Raw genomic sequence first — 18,413 nt, 5'->3', positions numbered from 1 at the left:
GGAATATACAGTGAAAAAAGTGGCTATGATTTCGCTTTTATCTACATTAATAAGCCCTTTAGTAATCGCTGATACTGCATCTCCGCATGATGTGGGTATTACTAACAAGGAACGCATTTTATATTGGCTCAATAAAAGAGATAACATTGCGCAGAGTGATCTTGAGTCCTCATATATGCAATACATGGATATGAGTACTAATAACTCACGTTTAATTAAAAATGGTTTTAGACAGTTTAATTCTAAAATTGATAATTCACTGGTTTCAGTAAAATCTCAAGCTGCTTTTTCTTCTTCTTTAATCCCCGATCAAACTGTAAATCAAGTAAAAATACTGACTATATTGATAGACTTTCCCGACTTAAAACATGACGATAATAAGTTAACAGCCCCAGATACAGATATGTTTTACGCTGATTATTCTAAAGAACATTATCAACAGATGTTATTCAATAGCGAAAGCTATTTAGGTCCAGATGGTCAAAACTTATTAACGGCAAAAAGCTATTATTCAGCCGCATCGGGTGGAAGCTTAAATTTTAGCGGTGATGTTTATGGTTGGGTAACCGCTGATAATAACGCCAAAGTATATGGAGAGCGACAAGGCAATACCCGAGATATAAATGCGCCATCTTTAGTTAAAGAAGCTGTAGAAAAAGCAGTTGCGCAATTTAATATTAATTTAAGTGATTATGACCTTACTGATTTAGATGATATTGACGGTGACGGTAATATTAACGAACCTAATGGAATAATAGACCATGTAATGGTTTTTCATTCAAGTATTGGAGAAGAAGCCGGAGGAGGTTACCTAGCTACCGATGCAATTTGGTCTCATCGTTACTATGTATTTGATGAAAATAGCCAACCTAGTGAAGTAACGGGAAGTTCTGTTAAGCTTTTTGGCTACACAATCAACCCAATTGATGCTGGAATTGGTGTGGTTGTGCACGAGTTTGGCCACGATTTAGGATTGCTTGATGAATACGACTTACAATCTAATACTGTAGGTGAGCCGGTTGCATCTTGGTCTGTTATGTCTACAGGTAGTTGGGCGGGGGCGCTAAGAGGTTCGGAGCCTGTGATGTTTAGCCCTTATGCACTTGAATACTTGCAAACGCGCTATCAAGGTAATTGGGTTAATCAGCTAGAGCTTGAAATGACACAAGTCAATGAAAATTCTGAGCAAATACTTGTTGATACATCAAGTACTACGCAATCAAAAAGCCAGTTAAAAGTAGTTTTACCTAAACGCCTAGAAAAGTTTAAAACACCGGTTGAAGGGGAGTTTCAATATTATTCAAATACTGGCGACAATCTGCGAAATAGTTTTATAAATACGATAGAACTGCCAGCAACCAATGACGCACTAACGCTAAGTTTTATTGCCTATTACAGTATTGAACGAGATTACGATTTAGTGCAAATAAAAGTAAACGGCACACCAATTAGTGGTAATTACACTCAAGGCAATAACCCATATTATGGTGATATTGGGCCTTACATTACCGGTGATTCTTTTTTAAGCAGTGATGCTAAACAACCTAACGGCTATTTAACGCACGAGTTTGATTTAACACCTTATGCAGGGCAAACGATAGAGCTTAGTATTGAATACATAACTGATGCAAATACTCATTACTATGGTTTTGTTGTTGATGATATGCAGGTTAGGCAAAACGAAACGTTAATTTGGCAAAACAACGCAGAAGTGCAAACGTCTGCTCAACTAACAAACTTTGAAAGAATAGGCAGTTACATATACGCCTCACCATCGCATTATTATTTACAATTACGATCTTATCTAGGTATCGATAGCGGGTTGCAAAGTGAGCAATATTTGCCAGGAGTACTTTTGTGGTATGCCGATGAATCTCAATCAGATAATAATACCACCGAGCACCCTGGAACTGGCTTTGCGTTAGTCGTTGACGCGGATCAGCGAGCAATTAATAAAGGTACTACGCAAATACCTGCCGATACAGCAATACAAATGCGCGATGCTGCATTTAGTGTATACGATCAGCGTGCGGGTTTAGGCGATGATAACTTATCAGCCATTAGTGAATTTAGTGATAAAACAGATTATAGTTTTTCCCTACAAAATGAATCTGGGGTTGAATTACCACAATTAGGTTTTGGGTTTACTATATTAAATCAGTCAACTAATAATGACAGCGTGAGCGTTGATTTAAGTTATAGCTCTGCAAATGGGATCAAATTTAGTATTACTGATCTTAATGTACAATTTGATATTGAAGGATTAACGTTAACACCACTTGATACGTTTGTGTGGCGTTTTGATGATGGCTCAACAAGCACTGAACTTGCACCTTTACATGAGTATGCTGATTTTGGCACTTATAATGTTGAGTTTATCGTGAGTAACAAGAACGCTGAGCAAGTATTTACCACTGAAGTAAATATTAATGAGCCTTTAGCTATTAACGACGTTGATTATGATGTTAATCAAGGGGTATTAACAGCCCAAGCAAATATTTCCGGAGGCGTTCCACCTTTTACTTATCAGTGGAGCCTAGGTGATAACATCAGCTTGGAGACGCAAAGTATTACACATAGTTATTTATATTCAGGTAATTACCAAGTTGAGATAATAGTAATAGACAGCCAAGACAATCAAACTGAAAAAACGCTAGATATTTCTGCGACAGTGCCAATGAACATTGAAAGTGGATTTACTGCTGATAACTTAACAGTTCAGTTTAATAGTGATATTAGCGGTGGTTTTGGTAACTATACATACAACTGGGATTTTGGTGATGGCAGTGTTTCTAGTATACAAAACCCAAGTTACGTTTATGAAAACGAAGGAAGTTATACCGTAATACTTACAGCAACTGATGCTCAGACGGGTGAAGTTATTACTGAAAGCTTAATTGTAAGTGTAAAGGTAGAGCAAAGTAGTTCCGGCTCTAGTGGTGGAACAATGGCTGGCTTACTAATTTTATTAGCCTTTAGTACACTGAGAGTAATACCAATGGGCAATAATACTTAATTATTCTTCGGGCTAAACGTGTCGCTATCTGTGTTAAAAATTCTCATTTACAACTGCATGGATGCAGAAGAGGAGCGATGCAGAAGCAAATATTTTTGCCGAGCTATCAACACGTTTTTCCTGCCTCAAAATAGATCAATTAATTAAGCGAATTGGTATAAAACTATTTTTTCGCCCGTAAAAGCAAAAAAGCCAGCATAGCTGGCTTTTTAACGTTCAAATAGAAGCCGCTATTAAGCGGCTACTTTTTAAAGACGATCAATCACTGATTGAGTAAAGTCTGTAGTACCGTGGCTGCCGCCTAAATCACGTGTTGTACGATCACCTGATTTAATTACATCAGCTACAGCGCTACGAATACGCTCTGCAGTGTCGCCCATATCTAAATGCTCAAGCATTTGAATAGACGCTAAGATTACTGATGTAGGGTTAGCTAGGTTTTTACCTGCGATATCTGGCGCACTACCGTGTACAGCTTCAAAAATAGCCGCATCTTCACCAATGTTAGCGCCTGGAGCCATACCTAAACCACCCACTAAACCTGCACATAAGTCTGATAAAATATCACCAAATAAGTTAGTTGTTACAACAACGTCAAACTCTTCTGGTGTCATTACAAGTTTCATACATGTTGCATCAACAATCATTTCTGTTGACTCAATTTGTGGGTAACGCTCAGCTACTTCACGGGCTACTTTTAAAAATAAGCCTGATGTTGATTTTAAGATGTTAGCTTTATGTACCGCTGTTACTTTTTTACGGCCTTCACGTATTGCAAGCTCGTAAGCAAACGTTACAATTTTTTCTGCGCCTTCACGGGTGATAATTGATTTTGCTTCAGCTTCGTTGCCATCTTCGCTAACTACTTGGCCTGCACCTGAGTACATACCTTGCGTGTTTTCACGAATAGTGATGATATCAATATCGTCGTAACGTGCTTTAGTACCAACAAACGATTTTACAGGGCGTACATTTGCGTATAAACCAAATTGCTTACGCAGTGTAACGTTAATAGACGTAAAACCTTCACCTACAGGCGTAGTTAATGGGCCTTTTAAAGTGATTTTATTTTTAGCTATTGTATCAATTGTTTCTTGTGGAAGTAGCTCACCTGTTTTTTCAAGTGCTGCAAGGCCTGCATCAACAAATTCATAATCAAAGTCGCAACCTGCGGCTTTTAATATTTCAAGTGCTGAGTCGATAATGCTCGGACCGATGCCGTCGCCTTTGATCACTGTGATGGTTTGTTTGGCCATTGACTTTTCCTTTAAAGAGTTTGATTTGCACATAAATTATTACTCTGAGAGAGTAACTGCTTGTTAGGTCATTTATGTGAACGTGCTTGAAAATTTAAGGGCGCATTTATACCAATTTATCACCCATTTTGCTAGTTTATACAGTAAATACTGGATATAAATACCATTTATAGTGGGTATAGAAATATTAAATAACCATTACTCAACGTAAATTAAATTTATTATTCGCAATTTAGGTTAAATACTATCGAATATACCCAAAGCAGCTAAATGTTGATTGAAATCTGTTTCGTCATGCCACTTTTGTATTTTTAGTTGCTCGTTTAATGTTTGCTTTTGCCAAGCACTTATTTCAAGGTCTGGTTTAAAAACGATTTGTGCAATTATTTTAAGTGACACCCATAGCTTTTGAGAGTTAGTTAAATGTTTTTTAGGTGTTTGCTCTGCTTCTAATAATGACATAGTCCATCGGTTATCACTTAATAGATGAGTTAATTGCTGAGTTAGTACATCAGAATTAACTTCTTTAACGCCAAAAAATGAGCATATGGGTGCACTCAATATTTTATTAGGGGTACCATCTATTAATGTTTTACGAGAGAGTGATGTACTGCACTGTGTTAGTAAAAAATGTGTGTATGCGTATAAGGGCAATGTTATATGCTCAAACTGATCGTGTTTATTTTTACTTACCAGCAAAGCCATTATTTTTACCAGTGCATTTAATCTATTAACAATATAGGCATGTAAAGGGTGGGGGGTAACATTAACAAGCTGTTCAAATACAACACGTTGTATTATAGCTGGCGCGTTATAATAGCCGACCATTGACAGACTGTGCTTTAAATCTTTAGCAGCTTGATACTCTTTGTTGTAGGGCTTTACTGCTTCACATAAATTTGCAACCACCAGTGGGTGGGCTGCCATTAGCTGGCTTAACCCTTTAAAGCTATATTCATGCTGTAATTTAATATGGCTTACTAAATTAAGTAGCACTTGTGCTTTATCTTCATGCGTGGAACTGTTTGTTTTTACATGCTCGCTGTTAAATGCGGTAAAGCTGATGCTTTTACTTACGCACTTCCATTGTTTTGCGTTGTCGCTAAAGGATGCTTTAACTTTGTACCATGTAAGTTTTTTAGGATTTTCAGTACTTATTAATACATGCTTCCCTTGGGGGTCTGTCGCTAAATAAATCATTGATTGGGCAGCATGGTTTACTCGGCTACCTGGTAATAACGGACCTAAATGAGCAACTAGTGATTTAATGAGTTCTAGGGCAAATAAGTTTGGAGTACGAATATATAAATCACTCAATGCTTTATATGTGCTTATGTGCTTTTTTTGCGAATTGTTACTAATGTTCATTGCAATGATATTTGCAATGGCAAGTAATGTAATACCGCCATCATAAAGCATAATTTTTGGGGTACTCACCAATGCGTGCTTGTATTTGTTTAGCTTAGCGAGCAATTGCGCAACGTGCTGGGCTGGCTCTCCTGCAGTCAGCATAATCTTTGCGGCTAGTTTATGACGCATCTTCCAAATATGTTTATCTGTATCGGTAAACTCATCTTGATTACCTAACTTGTTTAACTGAGGACTAACACATAAATGTTCAATAAGCGCGGCGCTAATATAAAGCTCGCTTAGCTTTGAGTCGTAGCTTTGAGATTTACACAAAGCTGCAGTGACAACACACTGTACAATAACGAGGTTTATAGCGTATGAATAACTTGGATTGTAAAGCGTAAGCCGTGCTTGAAGCGCATGGGGGTGTTCATCATAGAGCGTTCTATATTGCTCGGCGAGCTTATTTGCCATAGGGTAGATGGCTGCCCACTTTTTCTTATTATTATAACTACTTAAAAATAACTGCGTATTATTAAGTAGTTGCTCTAAGGTGGTAGATACGGCTTCTAGCATTAAACCTGCACCTAATTTTGTTCTTGGTATTTGTTATAAGCACTCGGGCCCCATAGAAATAGCTGACCATTTTTAAAAAGTAATCCAGTACATTCATCCATTGTTGTAATACCGTCAGATGTTTTATGTTGTGTACGATAAAAAACAATTTGAAAAACCTGCTCTCCATCGCGTTTAGCATAAGTTAAATCGGGGCTGCCTAAGTAATCAAGCACACTATTTAAAGTAGTCGGTTCCTCAAGAGATAGTTTTTCTATAAAACGTTTATTAAATGCTTCACGGTCTTGCCAGATCATAGCTTGCGGATCGTCTTTATAAAACATGATCACAGATGCTGCTATGAGCGCGTATAGCCCTAAACCTAAAATTAAATACCTAATAAACTTTTTAAACATGCTTAACTCTGGCTGCTGTAACTAATAGTAGTATACGTATTGATGGTAACGCAGGCTATAAGCTTGCGACTAACTTAGTCTTAACTGCTTTAAACTAAAGCCTAAATTTATATCGGTACGTAAACTAACCAAGTGTTTTGAAATAACGTACATATCCATATTAACGGCAAGCTTATTTTTAATACTCGGGGCTAAAGAGTCATCCTCTAGCGCTTGCTCTACAGAGCTATAGTTATTTACTAACTGCTGCGCAGACTTTGTGCCAATACCTTTAACGCCGGGTATATCATTGGTTTTATCTCCTGCTAAAGCCCAAAAATCAACCAGCTTATGTTTCTCTACTCCAAAACGCTCTTTTATACTTGCTTCATCAAGGTATAACTTTTTAAAGTAATCATAAACGCTAATATAAGGGCCAATGTGCGGCAAAAACCCTTTATCTGTTGATACAACAATATTACTTATTTGATTACTGGCGGCTTTGTAAGCAAGCGTTGCTATTATATCGTCCGCTTCATCGTTAATAGGTTCAAACACAACAATGCCTGTTTGCTCTATTGCTGCTTTAAAATCTTTCAACGCGTCTTTTAGCATTTGTGGCATTGGTGCGCGTGAATGTTTGTAATCTTTATAAAAATGGTAGCGCCAGCTTCTATCTCCATCAAAGACCGCAATAGCATGTGTTGCATTACTGCTTTTAAGTAGTTTTTTACATGCGTGGGCAACGCGTGAGCAACAAGATTCAATCATTTGTGCGTCACTGTGGTGTTTTTGATTAGCATCAACAGCGTAAATGCGCCTAATTAAATTAAGCGCATCGATAAGAAGTAATTGGGGTTTCAAACTATAAAACTCATGCTTTTATTTTGTAACACGGAACGTACTTGCTGCCAGGGAGTTTCATACGGCCTTGATCAACAAATGCTTGTAATAAGGTATCCATATTTTCCATAAGGGCTGGTTCGCCACTTAAAACATATGGACCATTTTGCTTAATGGCTTTAACACCTTCGTCTTTTACATTTCCAGCAACAATACCAGAAAACGCACGACGCAAATTAGCCGCTAACTGTTGTTTTGGTTGTTCAAGATGCAAATCAAGGTTTGCCATATTTTCGTGGGTAGGGGCAAACGGTTGCTGAAAATTGTTATCAATTTTAAGTGTCCAATTAAAGTAATAAGCATCACCTTCACTTTTACGATAATTACGTACGCTTGCCATGGCCGATTTTAGCTTTTGGCCTACAAGTTCAGGGTTATCTATAATAACTTCAAATTTATCGAGTGCCTCACTACCTAAAGTCATTTTAATAAACTCACAGAGCTCATTAAAGTAATCTTCACTTTCTTTTGGTCCTGTTAAAATGACAGGTAAACACTGTTTAGCGTTATCAGGGTGAAGTAAAATTCCTAAAAGGTAGAGTAATTCTTCTGCAGTTCCTGCACCACCTGGGAAAATAATAATTGCGTGAGCTGTTCTTATAAATGCTTCTAAGCGTTTTTCAATGTCTGGCAAAATAACAAGTTCATTAACAATAGGATTTGGCGGCTCGGCAGCAATAATGCTTGGCTCTGTAAGGCCTAAATAACGGTTATCAATATTACGTTGTTTAGCATGGCCAATGGTTGCACCTTTCATTGGGCCTTTCATAGCACCTGGTCCGCATCCTGTGCAAATGTTTAATCCACGAAGACCAAGCTCATAGCCTACTTGCTTAGTGTATTTGTATTCAACTTCATTGATTGAGTGGCCGCCCCAGCAAACTATCATGTCTGGTTCGCTATTAACCCGCAAAGCCCCCGCATTTCTAAGCATATCGAAAACCATATGTGTGATAGTTTTTTGCTCTTTGAGGTCTTTTTCATATTTTTGGCAAATAAATAAAATGTCGCGAATAACCGAAAAAATATGTTCGTGGATACCAGTAATTATTTCGCCATCAACAAAGGCTGTATGAGGTGGGTTTTCTAGCTCAATTTTAATACCGCGTTCACGACTAATTAATCGAATGTCGAAGTCTTGGTATTTGTCATAAATTTCGTTACTTGCATCGGTATGACTACCTACGTTAAGTACTGCAAGCGCACAGTTTCTAAATAATTTATAACGCTCGCTAGCGGAAGATTGCTCTAATAAATCCACTTCTAATTGCGACAGTAAATCTAAAACCCCTGTAGGGTTTAACTGTATTAACATCGGCGTTCTCCTTGAGGCTAAAATAGTAAACTGCTTGGTAATAAATTAAATGTTCATAATTTATTACTTACTAGTGCAAAGGCGATCCCGACCAGAATTTTTTGCTTCATAAAGGGCGTCATCTGCTCTATCAAATGCTTTGAGCGGGGTATCGCCTTTTTTAAATTGAGTTGCACCAACAGATATGGTGATCTCAATTTGCTTTTCTCTAAATTTAAAAGGAATATTTTTAATAACTTTTCTTACCTTGTCTAAAGGTAAGGCGGCGTTTTCTAATGACACCCCCGGCATTAGTAACACAAATTCTTCACCACCATATCGGGCTATAAAATCAGATTTTCTTATCGATTTTTGTAGTGCTTTAGAAATAACCTGTAGTGTAATATCACCCGCAGTGTGACCAAATCGGTCATTAATTGATTTAAAATGGTCTACATCAATAACGGCAAGGGTAACATCTGACGGTTGTACATTAAACAAGTGCATTTCATGATTATAGCGCTCGTCAAATGCCGCACGATTAGGTAATTTAGTCAGCCCATCAAGTAGACTTTTAAAACGTTGTTCGTTCAAGCGTTTTTTATAAGTAGTTAACTTGCTCTCTAAATTACCAATTCTTGTATTTATTTCTTTAAAACTCGTACTGAGCATTTCTCTGTCTTGTCGCTCTAGTTTTTCTTTGGCAATAAAGTCTTCACTTAACGATTTTAACTCGTTATCAACCAGCTCTTTTAGTGAAGAGATAGACGTAGCTTTTTGAGTTTGCTCATTAAGGTTTTTAATTTTATTTTCAATACTTTTGTTTAAAACATTAAACTCAACACTCATTGATTCAGAATGCTTACTAGTAGATACGATGGAGTGATGAAGCTCTTCTAGTGTTTGATTAAGAGACGTTAAGAAGCTCTGTGCTGATTGGCGCTCTTTATTAATATTTTTGACTACAACGCTTATTATTTTAATGGCTGCATCAAGAAGGTGCTCGAGGCAGTCGTTATCAGTGATTGAATTTTTTATTGCTTTTATTTGACCAGTCGATTCATCTTCAAGAACTAACTCATCTGCAAGCTCTAACAACTGCTTTGCCAATGTTGAGGAGGCCGAGTTTTCTTCATTTTGGCTGGTGGTAAGCTTAGTATTAAGCGCCTGGTGATAAAAACGAATAAGCTGGTCTAATAATGGAATATAATCGTGTGTAGATTGAACGTTACTGATTTCATGATCTAACAAATGACGCAAAGTGCGACGAGTTTCATCAGGTAAGCCTTTTGTTTTTTGTAATTGCTTACCAGCATTCTGAACACTTAAAAATAAGTCTCTTTGCTGCGCTAATTGCACCGCTTCTTGGTTTTGTAATAAGCCAACTAACTCTTCAATTAATGGCAATAAATCTTCAAAGCTTACACCCTTGACTAATGCAGAGCGAAATTTAGCTAATCTATTGTCGAGTTCTGTATCTAAGCCTTTGCAACTTAAAGACAATTTTGCAGCTAAATTAGATAAAGTATCAACTTGGTATTTTCGGGCTGTTTCAACTGCCATACGAGCATCAATAGCTTGTTTCAATTTTTTATCTGTAGCGTTAGATTTATCAGTCACCTAAGCATACCGCCATTGTGTTGGTTTCATTAAGTTCAGTTTACAACAAAATTTTATTAAGTGTAGTTATCTAGTTAAAATCTTAGAATTTTTTGTAAGTTACTACGTATAAACTCGTATACAGAGCAACTTATCGTATTTAATTCACTTTTAACAATGAGGTTGTTAACCTTACTTGTAATTAAGTTACCACTAAGAGTGTCCATGAAAAAGTTATTAGCCTTGTCAATTTTAGCTGCTTGTTCAGCGCCAGTATTTGCTGATGTAAATTATTCTTTAAACATTTCGCAGCCACAACATCATTTAGGTGATGTAAGTGTAGAGTTTCCAAAAACAGCGCAGTCTCACCTTGATATCAAGCTTCCAGCTTGGCGCACAGGCCGCTATGAAATTTTAAATTTAGCAAATGGTGTTCGTTACTTTGATGCAAAAGATAGTGAAGGCGACGCACTAAAATGGGAAAAAATAGATCACAGCACGTGGCGGGTACACCTAGATAAGCCAACGCAAGTGAATATTGATTATCAGGTATATGCAAATGAACTTGGTAAACGCGCTCGTCATATTGACGACAGCCATGCATTTGTCGATGCATCAGGGTTTTTCATGTTTAGTGAGTCATTTAGACAAGAGCCTGTCACTGTCAATCTAGAAGTACCTAAAAAATGGCGTTCTGTATCAGGCATGCAAAACAATACTAATGAGCATAGCTTTAAGGCTGCTGATTACGATGTACTAGTTGACTCGCCTATAGAAACCGGTATCAACAAGTTGCATAAATTTGAAGTCGAGGGGCGAAAATACGAACTTGTCATTTGGGGAGAAGGTAATTACGACGAGCAATTAATGCTAACTGATTTAAAAAAGCTGGTTACTACAGGTAATGTTATATGGGATAGCTATCCGTATGAGCGATATGTATTTATGGTTCATGCAACTTCGGGAGCGGGTGGTGCAACTGAACATTTAAATTCAACCATTATACAGCGTCCTAGAAATCGTTATGCTAGTCGCGAAGATTACCTTGGGTTTATAAGCACAGCTGCCCATGAATTTGTGCATACATGGAATGTTAAAGCGTATCGCCCTCAAGGTCTAGTACCCTATGATTACACAAATTTAAACTACTCAAAATTACTATGGATTGCAGAAGGTTCTACAAGTTATTTTGAAGATCATTTATTAGTTCGCTCTGGTATAGAAACCACAGATGAATTTTTTAAAGTGATGAGTAAAACAATTAACCGACACTTACAAACACCAGGTCGAGAAGTACAAAGTGCAAGTGAAACAAGCTTTGATAAGTGGATAAACCAAGGTGGTGACCACGCGCGTAATTATAGTACAAATATATACTTGGAAGGTTCATTACTTTCACTTGCCTTGGATATTGATTTGCTAGAAAAAAGTCGAGGTAAAATAAGCTACCGTGACGTACATAAAGCACTTTATAACAAACACAAAATGCCAGCTGGTTTTACTCAAAATGATGTACTGAATATATTAAAAGATTTGACTGGTCGCGATTATTCAATGTGGTGGAAAGAAAATGTAGACTCTCCTGCAACGATTGATTTTGATGAGCTACTTGCAAAAGTTGGTTTAAAGCTTGAGCGTCCTGAAAAAGCTAAAGTAGTTGCAAGCATTGATGCTAGTGCTAAAAGTACGGGTGAGCTGTTAACGCTTAACTATGTTAAACGCGGTGGCAGTGCATGGCAGGCTGGCTTAACAACTGACGACAAAATTGTTGCTATTAATAAAAAACATGTAGGCAAAGATCTTAAAAGTACCTTAGAAACGTTTAAAGCAGGCGATGAGGTGACTATTGATTATATTCGTCGAGATGCTCTTGAAAGCTTAACGTTAGTTTTATCAAAAGATTACGATAAACCTAAAAAAGTTGTCGCGAATAAAGATGCAACACCTGAGCAAAAAGCTTTATTTAAAGCATGGATTGGTGTGGATCATCCAATAAACAAATAATTACAATTTGTTTTAATATTTATTTAAAAGGAGCCTTGGCTCCTTTTTTATTTTAAATAAAGTTTATATTTTGTATGCATTCTCTAACTTTTAAATTAAAGTTAAGGCGAGTAAGCTAATACTTTGCTCTTACTATTAAACCTTTTCAAACATTGGATAGCCTGCTGACATGGAATCTGAACAAAATATAAATAAACTCATTCACCAGTATGTGATTAATGATCCTCTTCACCAACTATTTGATGCTATAGATGTTATTTCTGTACAAGGATATGACCAAAACAGGCGAGTAATATATTGGAATAAGGGAAGTGAGCAACTTTATGGCTTTACCGAAGAGGAAGCGAAAGGAAAGAAACTTGAAGATTTAATTATTCCAGCGCCAATGCGTGAAGTGGTTATTAACGCTCATTCTAATTGGATTAATGATGGTATAGAGATCCCAGCGTCGGAAATAACATTACAATGTAAAAATGGAACAAGTGTATCTGTTTTTTCTAGCCACGTTATGTTTACAAATCAATATAATACAAAACAAATGTACTGTATTGATATTGATTTATCTGATGTAAAAAAAGCACAAGCTGATGCATCATTTAATGAGCATATGCTAAAAACTATTTTTGGCGCAATTCCCGACTTATTTTTCTTAATGGAAAATGACGGCACTATTTTACAATATCACGCGAGTAATGAAACAGATTTATACACCGAACCAAAACAATTCATTGGCAAAAAAATTGGAGATGTACTACCCGCAGATGTAGCTAAAAAGTTTGAAACTTACATCAGTCTTGTTTTAGAAAAAGAAGAGATGATGAACTTTAAATATGAATTATCGATGCCGCATGGCGACGTTTTTTTTGAAGCAAGAATAAACAAAATAGCTAAACACAATCAGCTAATAGTCATTATTAGAGATATTACTGAGCAACATAAATCAGATGAGTTAATTAGACACCAGGCTTATTACGATAGTTTAACGTTACTGCCTAACCGATTTTTATCACTAGATCGGTTGTCGCAACTACTTATAGAAGCACAAAGAAATAATGAAAAAGCTGCAGTACTTTTTTTGGATTTAGATGATTTTAAAAAAATTAATGATTCTTTAGGACACGAAACAGGCGATAAACTTTTAATTGATTCAGCACAAAGATTACAACACGAATTACGAAAAGAAGATACGGTAGGGCGTTTAGGTGGAGATGAGTTCATTATATTGCTTAGAGATATAAAGGATCATCACTCTGCACTTAGAATCACTGAAAAACTACTTAATAATTTTAGAACCCCTTTTAAAATAGAAAATCGAGAACTTGTACTTACTACCAGTATTGGCGTGGCAATATACCCAGAAAATGGTACTACGGTTTCTGATTTATTAAGAAATGCAGATACCGCAATGTACCAAGCTAAGTCTTATGGCCGTAATACTTATTCATTTTTCACAAAAAAAATGAATGCGATTATTCAACGTCGACTTTTAATAGAAGATCAAATGCGCAGTGCGCTTGAACGGCACGAGTTTGAACTGTATTACCAACCTCAATTTGATGTAAAAAGCGAAGCGATAGTTGGTGCAGAAGCATTATTGCGTTGGCATAACCCTATTTTAGGTAATGTAACACCTGATGAGTTTATACCTATTGCCGAAAATACAGGATTAATTGTGCCCATTGGTAAGTTTGTAATGAACCAAGCAGTACACTTTTTAAATACCTGGCAATGTAGCTCTAAATGCAAACACAAGTACACTATGGCTGTTAATTTATCTCCTCGTCAATTTAGAGATGTTGGGTTACTAAGCTTTATTCAAAATTTACTCAGCGAAACTAATATAGATCCTGAACGTTTAGAGCTTGAAATTACAGAGGGAGTATTGATGAGTTGCCACACAAATGTTGTGGATTTATTAACAGAAATAGCGGCTTTAGGTATTAACTTATCAATGGATGACTTTGGCACAGGCTATTCATCATTAAGTTATTTACGGGAATACCCATTTAATGTGCTCAAAATAGATAGAAGCTTCATCGACGGTATAATTTTAAATAGTGAAGATAGAAACCTAGTAAAAGCAATTGTCTCTATGTCCCATAGTTTAGGGCTTAAAGTGGTGGCTGAAGGCGTAGAGACACAAGAACAGCACAACTTATTAAAAGAGCTAGACTGTGATTTTATGCAAGGCTTTTATTTTAGCAAACCAATACCAGCAGCGGAGCTACTTAAATACTCATCGGAGTATCTAAAGTAAACTGGAATGTTATGTTGTAACAAATTATTGTACGGCTATTGACCACTACAACCTCATTAGCAACTCACAAGTAACCTGTTATAGAAACAAATAAAAAGGATTCTATAATGCGTTTAAAACCTCTTGTAGCTACACTCGCAGCCACACTTGCACTATCACTTTCAAGTAGTGCCATAGCCGACGAGGGCATGTGGCAACCACACCAACTTCCAGAGTTAGAATCAACTTTAAAAGCCAAAGGGCTTGAAATTGATGTTGAGTCTATTTCTAAATTAACCGAATTCCCAATGAATGCGGTAATTAGCCTAGGTGGCTGTACAGCATCGTTTGTATCGCCAAAAGGCTTAGTGGTTACAAATCATCACTGTGTTTATGGCTCTGTTCAATATAATTCAACACCTGAGAACAACATTTTAGAAAATGGTTTTTTAGCAAAAAGTCCTGCTGAGGATTTACCAGCAGCCCCGGGGTCACGCGTATACGTCACAGAAAAAGTTACTAATGTGACTGACAAAGTTAATAAAGGTATTGAAAAACTAAGCGCTAAAGCACGCTACGACGCAATAGTAAAAAACGAAAAAGCGCTAGTAGCCCAGTGTGAAGCCGATGAAAGCTATCGTTGTAATGTGTATTCGTTTCATGGTGGTTTAGAGTTTTACCTAATTAAGTCACTTGAAATTAAAGACGTACGTTTATCTTACGCACCAGCTATGGGCGTAGGTAAATACGGTGGCGATATAGATAACTGGATGTGGCCGCGTCACACAGGCGACTTTGGTTTTTACCGTGCTTATGTAGGCAAAGATGGAAAACCAGCTGAGTACAGCGAAGACAACGTACCTTACGTACCGGACTCTTACCTAAAAGTAAGTGCTAAAGGCGTGCAAGAAGGCGACTTTGTAATGGTTACAGGCTACCCAGGGCGTACTAACCGATACCGTATTGCAACAGAGGTAGATAACGTATTTAACGACAGCTACCCTAAAGCACGTGAGCATAATTCAAAATACGTGTCGCTTATTGAAGAAAATTCAGAAGACGGCAGTAAAGCGCGTATTGCTTACGAAAGCACCATTGCAGGTTATAACAACTATATTAAAAACTTTGGTTCGATGATCGAAAATTTTAAAAAAGGCACTATGCTTGAGCGCAAAAAACAGTTTGAGCAAGAGTTAACACAATGGATCAATAGCGATAGTGAGCGTAAAGAACAATACGGAAGCGTATTAGGTGAGCTATCTGATCTAATTGCGCAATCACAAGAGCACAGTGAACGTGACCGTATGTTAGGTTATGTACATCGCTCGCAAATGATCAGTACAGCACGACGTTTATACCGCTTAGCTTACGAAAAACAAAAGCCTAATAGCGAACGTGAATCTGGTTATCAAGAACGTGACCTACCGCGTATTAAAGCAGGGCTTGAGCGAATGACACGCCGCTATGATAGCAAAGTAGGCAAAGCTATTTTACTGCACTTTTTAGAACTGTATGCAGCACTTCCAAAAGAAGAGCGTTTTAGCGATGTTGATAAAGTATTTAAAGTACAAAATGGGTTTGATAAAGCAACTCAAAGCGCATTACTTGATAGCATGTATGAGCAGTCAAGACTTGATAATGCCACTGTTCGCAATTCATTATTTGAGCAATCGTTTAGCCAGCTAAATCAAAGCCAAGACCCATTTGTGCAGTACGCTAAAGCAATCTTCAAAGTAATGAAAGCACAGGAAGATAAATCAAAAGCACTTGCAGGTAAATTACAAGCAGCTCGCCCAGAGCTAATGAGCGCAATCATTGCGTTTAACAAAGCTAAAAACAAACCTGTCTACGCCGATGCCAACAGCACACTCCGTGTAACCTATGGCACCGTAGGTGGCTACTCACCTCAAGATGGCTTGGTAGCAACTCCCTTTACATCGCTTGAAGGGTTACTAGCTAAAAACACTGATGTTGACCCATTTAATGCACCTAAAAAGTTACAAGAGCAAATTAAAGCCAAGCTTTACGGTGACTACACGGGTGGCATGAATACAGTACCCGTTAACTTTTTATCAAATGTAGACACTACGGGTGGTAACTCAGGGTCGCCAACGCTTAACGGTAAAGCAGAGCTTGTAGGCTTACTGTTTGACGGTGTTTACGAAAGTATTATTGGTGACTGGGATTACAACCCTGAGCTTAATCGCTCAATCCACGTTGATTCACGCTACATGCTGTGGGTAATGGATAAAGTAGATAATGCACAAAACTTGTTAGACGAAATGACAATCGTAAAATAAGTCATTAGTGAGATAACAGAAGGGCGCTTACCGTAAAGGAAGCGCCTTTTTTGTAGGTGTTTGATTCGCTTATTTATGACTGCAAAGTGCCATTTCCGGACGTTCGTAACGCCCCAATAAGCGGCGAATAATAGTTGGCTAAAATTGTGAACGAAGTGAACGCAGCCAACTGTTAGGCGTCCGACTTGATTGGCTTGTTAGTTTTACTTATGCTGCCGGGCTATTTCTTTTGCCAGTTCATAGCTATTACAATTAAAGTCTGCCAGTTTTGTAATAACTACCCAAGTAGTTTTTTGTGACAAATCGTGCTCTGAGAAGCGCTCCAGAAAATTACTGCCCAACGCCTCTACCGTATTTGGTATTTCTAATATCTCAGCATTGCCAATTGTCTCACAATTCAATGCCACTTCTTTTTGATAGCTATATAAATCTCGTTCCGCTGATTCCTCTTTAGCCCAAACTTTTGAAATTAAATCTAATTTTCCATTTAGGAGTTCTTTCAACTCATTCTTCATTATTTCTGAGGTTTTTTGAATAGCTTGAGCAGAGTCTTTTGGTAGCTCTGGTTTACTTTCAAGTTCTTTAAGCAACTCAGCGAGGGAAACAGGATTTTTAGGGTAATCAATATCAGGTTTTCCAATCACACACCGATAAGCATCGTTATAGCTACTATGACAAAAGACAACCATAAGAATAGAGGACGTATAACAAATTGATGTTTCGTCTCTAAAAGTTTTAGGTGGTTTGCTCTCAAAGCCAAACTGCCTTAAGAATTGAAAACGCTTATGAATATTATCTATAAATACTTGGCTTGATTGAAACACCATACTTCCTTGTAAAACTAACAGCTTATTGAACACCATTTTGGTGGTTTATAACACACCAAAACGGCCTATATTACATACCATGATAATTTCACCAATAATTACCTTTGTAAACAAGTAATTAAAACAGCTAGAAATTAAGCATGTTATTTTGCCCCAAAACGGCGTTTAATAATGTTATTGGACAAAATTAGATTTCTACTTAAAACACAGGAATAAATTTAACTTTTTCAATGACCGCTTATCGCTCTGACCTGCCTTTAACTTAAATCAAATCACCTCGATATCCTTTAATATATTTCATGTGAATTTTATAACCAAGAAGTGCTAGCTTAGTGGTAAATTAATTGAAGGGAATAATTATGAAATTAGAGTCATTAGCACCGCACCACGGTTACGAATCTGAGGCTACGACTAAGTCGGCAGCCGTGCCTATTTACAATACTTCTTCTTATACATTTGATAACACGCAGCATGGCGCTGATTTATTCGATTTAAAAGTACCTGGAAATATTTACACCCCATAATGAACCCAACTAATGCCGTACTTGAACAACGTATTGCCGCGATGGAAGGGGCATTGGTGGGCTGGCTGTTGCCTCTGGGATGGCTGCTATTACGTCTGAAAAATGGATAAGTTAAAAAGCAAAATTGCAGTAACGTCAGCATTATTAGCGCGTA

General features: G+C 37.3%; 11 protein-coding genes and 1 pseudogene. 5 read left to right on the top strand and 7 right to left on the bottom strand.

Going from position 1 to position 18,413, the window contains the following annotated elements:
- Positions 1 to 10: 10 nt before the first annotated feature.
- A complete protein-coding gene (locus J8L73_RS06800) occupies positions 11 to 3,016 on the top strand; it encodes an immune inhibitor A domain-containing protein (RefSeq protein ID WP_348771964.1) in 3,006 nt (1,001 codons plus the stop codon).
- Between the two features lie 248 nt (positions 3,017 to 3,264).
- Here J8L73_RS06800 and J8L73_RS06795 read toward each other — a convergent pair whose 3' ends face one another.
- The 6 genes from J8L73_RS06795 to J8L73_RS06770 form a co-directional block, all read right to left on the bottom strand.
- Positions 3,265 to 4,272 (bottom strand): isocitrate dehydrogenase, encoded by a 1,008-nt coding sequence (locus J8L73_RS06795; protein WP_211001455.1) that lies wholly within the window; start codon positions 4,270 to 4,272, stop codon positions 3,265 to 3,267.
- A 237-nt stretch (positions 4,273 to 4,509) separates the two neighbouring features.
- Positions 4,510 to 6,198: a hypothetical protein gene (locus tag J8L73_RS06790; RefSeq protein WP_211015631.1), complete on the bottom strand. Its 1,689-nt coding sequence runs from the start codon at positions 6,196 to 6,198 to the stop codon at positions 4,510 to 4,512.
- Between the two features lie 11 nt (positions 6,199 to 6,209).
- Positions 6,210 to 6,593, bottom strand: coding sequence for a DUF3192 domain-containing protein (locus J8L73_RS06785; RefSeq protein WP_211001457.1), 384 nt, complete (start codon positions 6,591 to 6,593; stop codon positions 6,210 to 6,212).
- A gap of 69 nt (positions 6,594 to 6,662) precedes the next feature.
- Positions 6,663 to 7,436: a flap endonuclease Xni gene (xni, locus tag J8L73_RS06780; protein ID WP_211001458.1), complete on the bottom strand. Its 774-nt coding sequence runs from the start codon at positions 7,434 to 7,436 to the stop codon at positions 6,663 to 6,665.
- A 10-nt stretch (positions 7,437 to 7,446) separates the two neighbouring features.
- Positions 7,447 to 8,790 carry a nucleotide 5'-monophosphate nucleosidase PpnN gene (gene ppnN / locus J8L73_RS06775; RefSeq protein ID WP_211001459.1) on the bottom strand — a complete coding sequence of 448 codons (1,344 nt, stop codon included), beginning with the start codon at positions 8,788 to 8,790 and terminating at the stop codon, positions 7,447 to 7,449.
- A gap of 63 nt (positions 8,791 to 8,853) precedes the next feature.
- On the bottom strand, positions 8,854 to 10,389 hold the full coding sequence (locus J8L73_RS06770) for a GGDEF domain-containing protein (protein ID WP_211015629.1): 1,536 nt from the start codon (positions 10,387 to 10,389) through the stop codon (positions 8,854 to 8,856).
- A gap of 204 nt (positions 10,390 to 10,593) precedes the next feature.
- On the opposite strand from J8L73_RS06770, the gene J8L73_RS06765 reads away from it, so the two are divergent.
- The 3 genes from J8L73_RS06765 to J8L73_RS06755 all read left to right on the top strand — a co-directional run bounded on the left by J8L73_RS06765 (position 10,594) and on the right by J8L73_RS06755 (position 16,908).
- Entirely contained in the window at positions 10,594 to 12,372 is a 1,779-nt protein-coding gene (locus tag J8L73_RS06765; protein ID WP_211015627.1) for a PDZ domain-containing protein, read from the top strand.
- 169 nt (positions 12,373 to 12,541) lie between these two features.
- A complete protein-coding gene (locus tag J8L73_RS06760; RefSeq protein ID WP_211015625.1) occupies positions 12,542 to 14,629 on the top strand; it encodes a bifunctional diguanylate cyclase/phosphodiesterase in 2,088 nt (695 codons plus the stop codon).
- Between the two features lie 107 nt (positions 14,630 to 14,736).
- Positions 14,737 to 16,908, top strand: a complete 2,172-nt coding sequence (locus J8L73_RS06755) for a S46 family peptidase (protein WP_211015623.1) — start codon at positions 14,737 to 14,739, stop codon at positions 16,906 to 16,908.
- 203 nt (positions 16,909 to 17,111) lie between these two features.
- Here the strand turns inward: J8L73_RS06755 and J8L73_RS06750 are convergent, their stop codons facing one another.
- Positions 17,112 to 17,732: a hypothetical protein gene (locus tag J8L73_RS06750; RefSeq protein WP_211015622.1), complete on the bottom strand. Its 621-nt coding sequence runs from the start codon at positions 17,730 to 17,732 to the stop codon at positions 17,112 to 17,114.
- Positions 17,733 to 18,094: 362 nt separating this feature from the next.
- Here J8L73_RS06750 and J8L73_RS06745 point away from each other — a divergent pair.
- Positions 18,095 to 18,353, top strand: a pseudogene (locus J8L73_RS06745) (PLP-dependent transferase); the annotation flags it as partial.
- Positions 18,354 to 18,413: the final 60 nt, after the last annotated feature.

Source organism: Pseudoalteromonas sp. MMG006, from assembly GCF_018101025.1.
Classification (GTDB): Bacteria; Pseudomonadota; Gammaproteobacteria; order Enterobacterales; family Alteromonadaceae; genus Pseudoalteromonas.
Note: the sequence above shows the minus strand (reverse complement) of the source record. Positions and strands in the feature narration are given on the sequence as shown.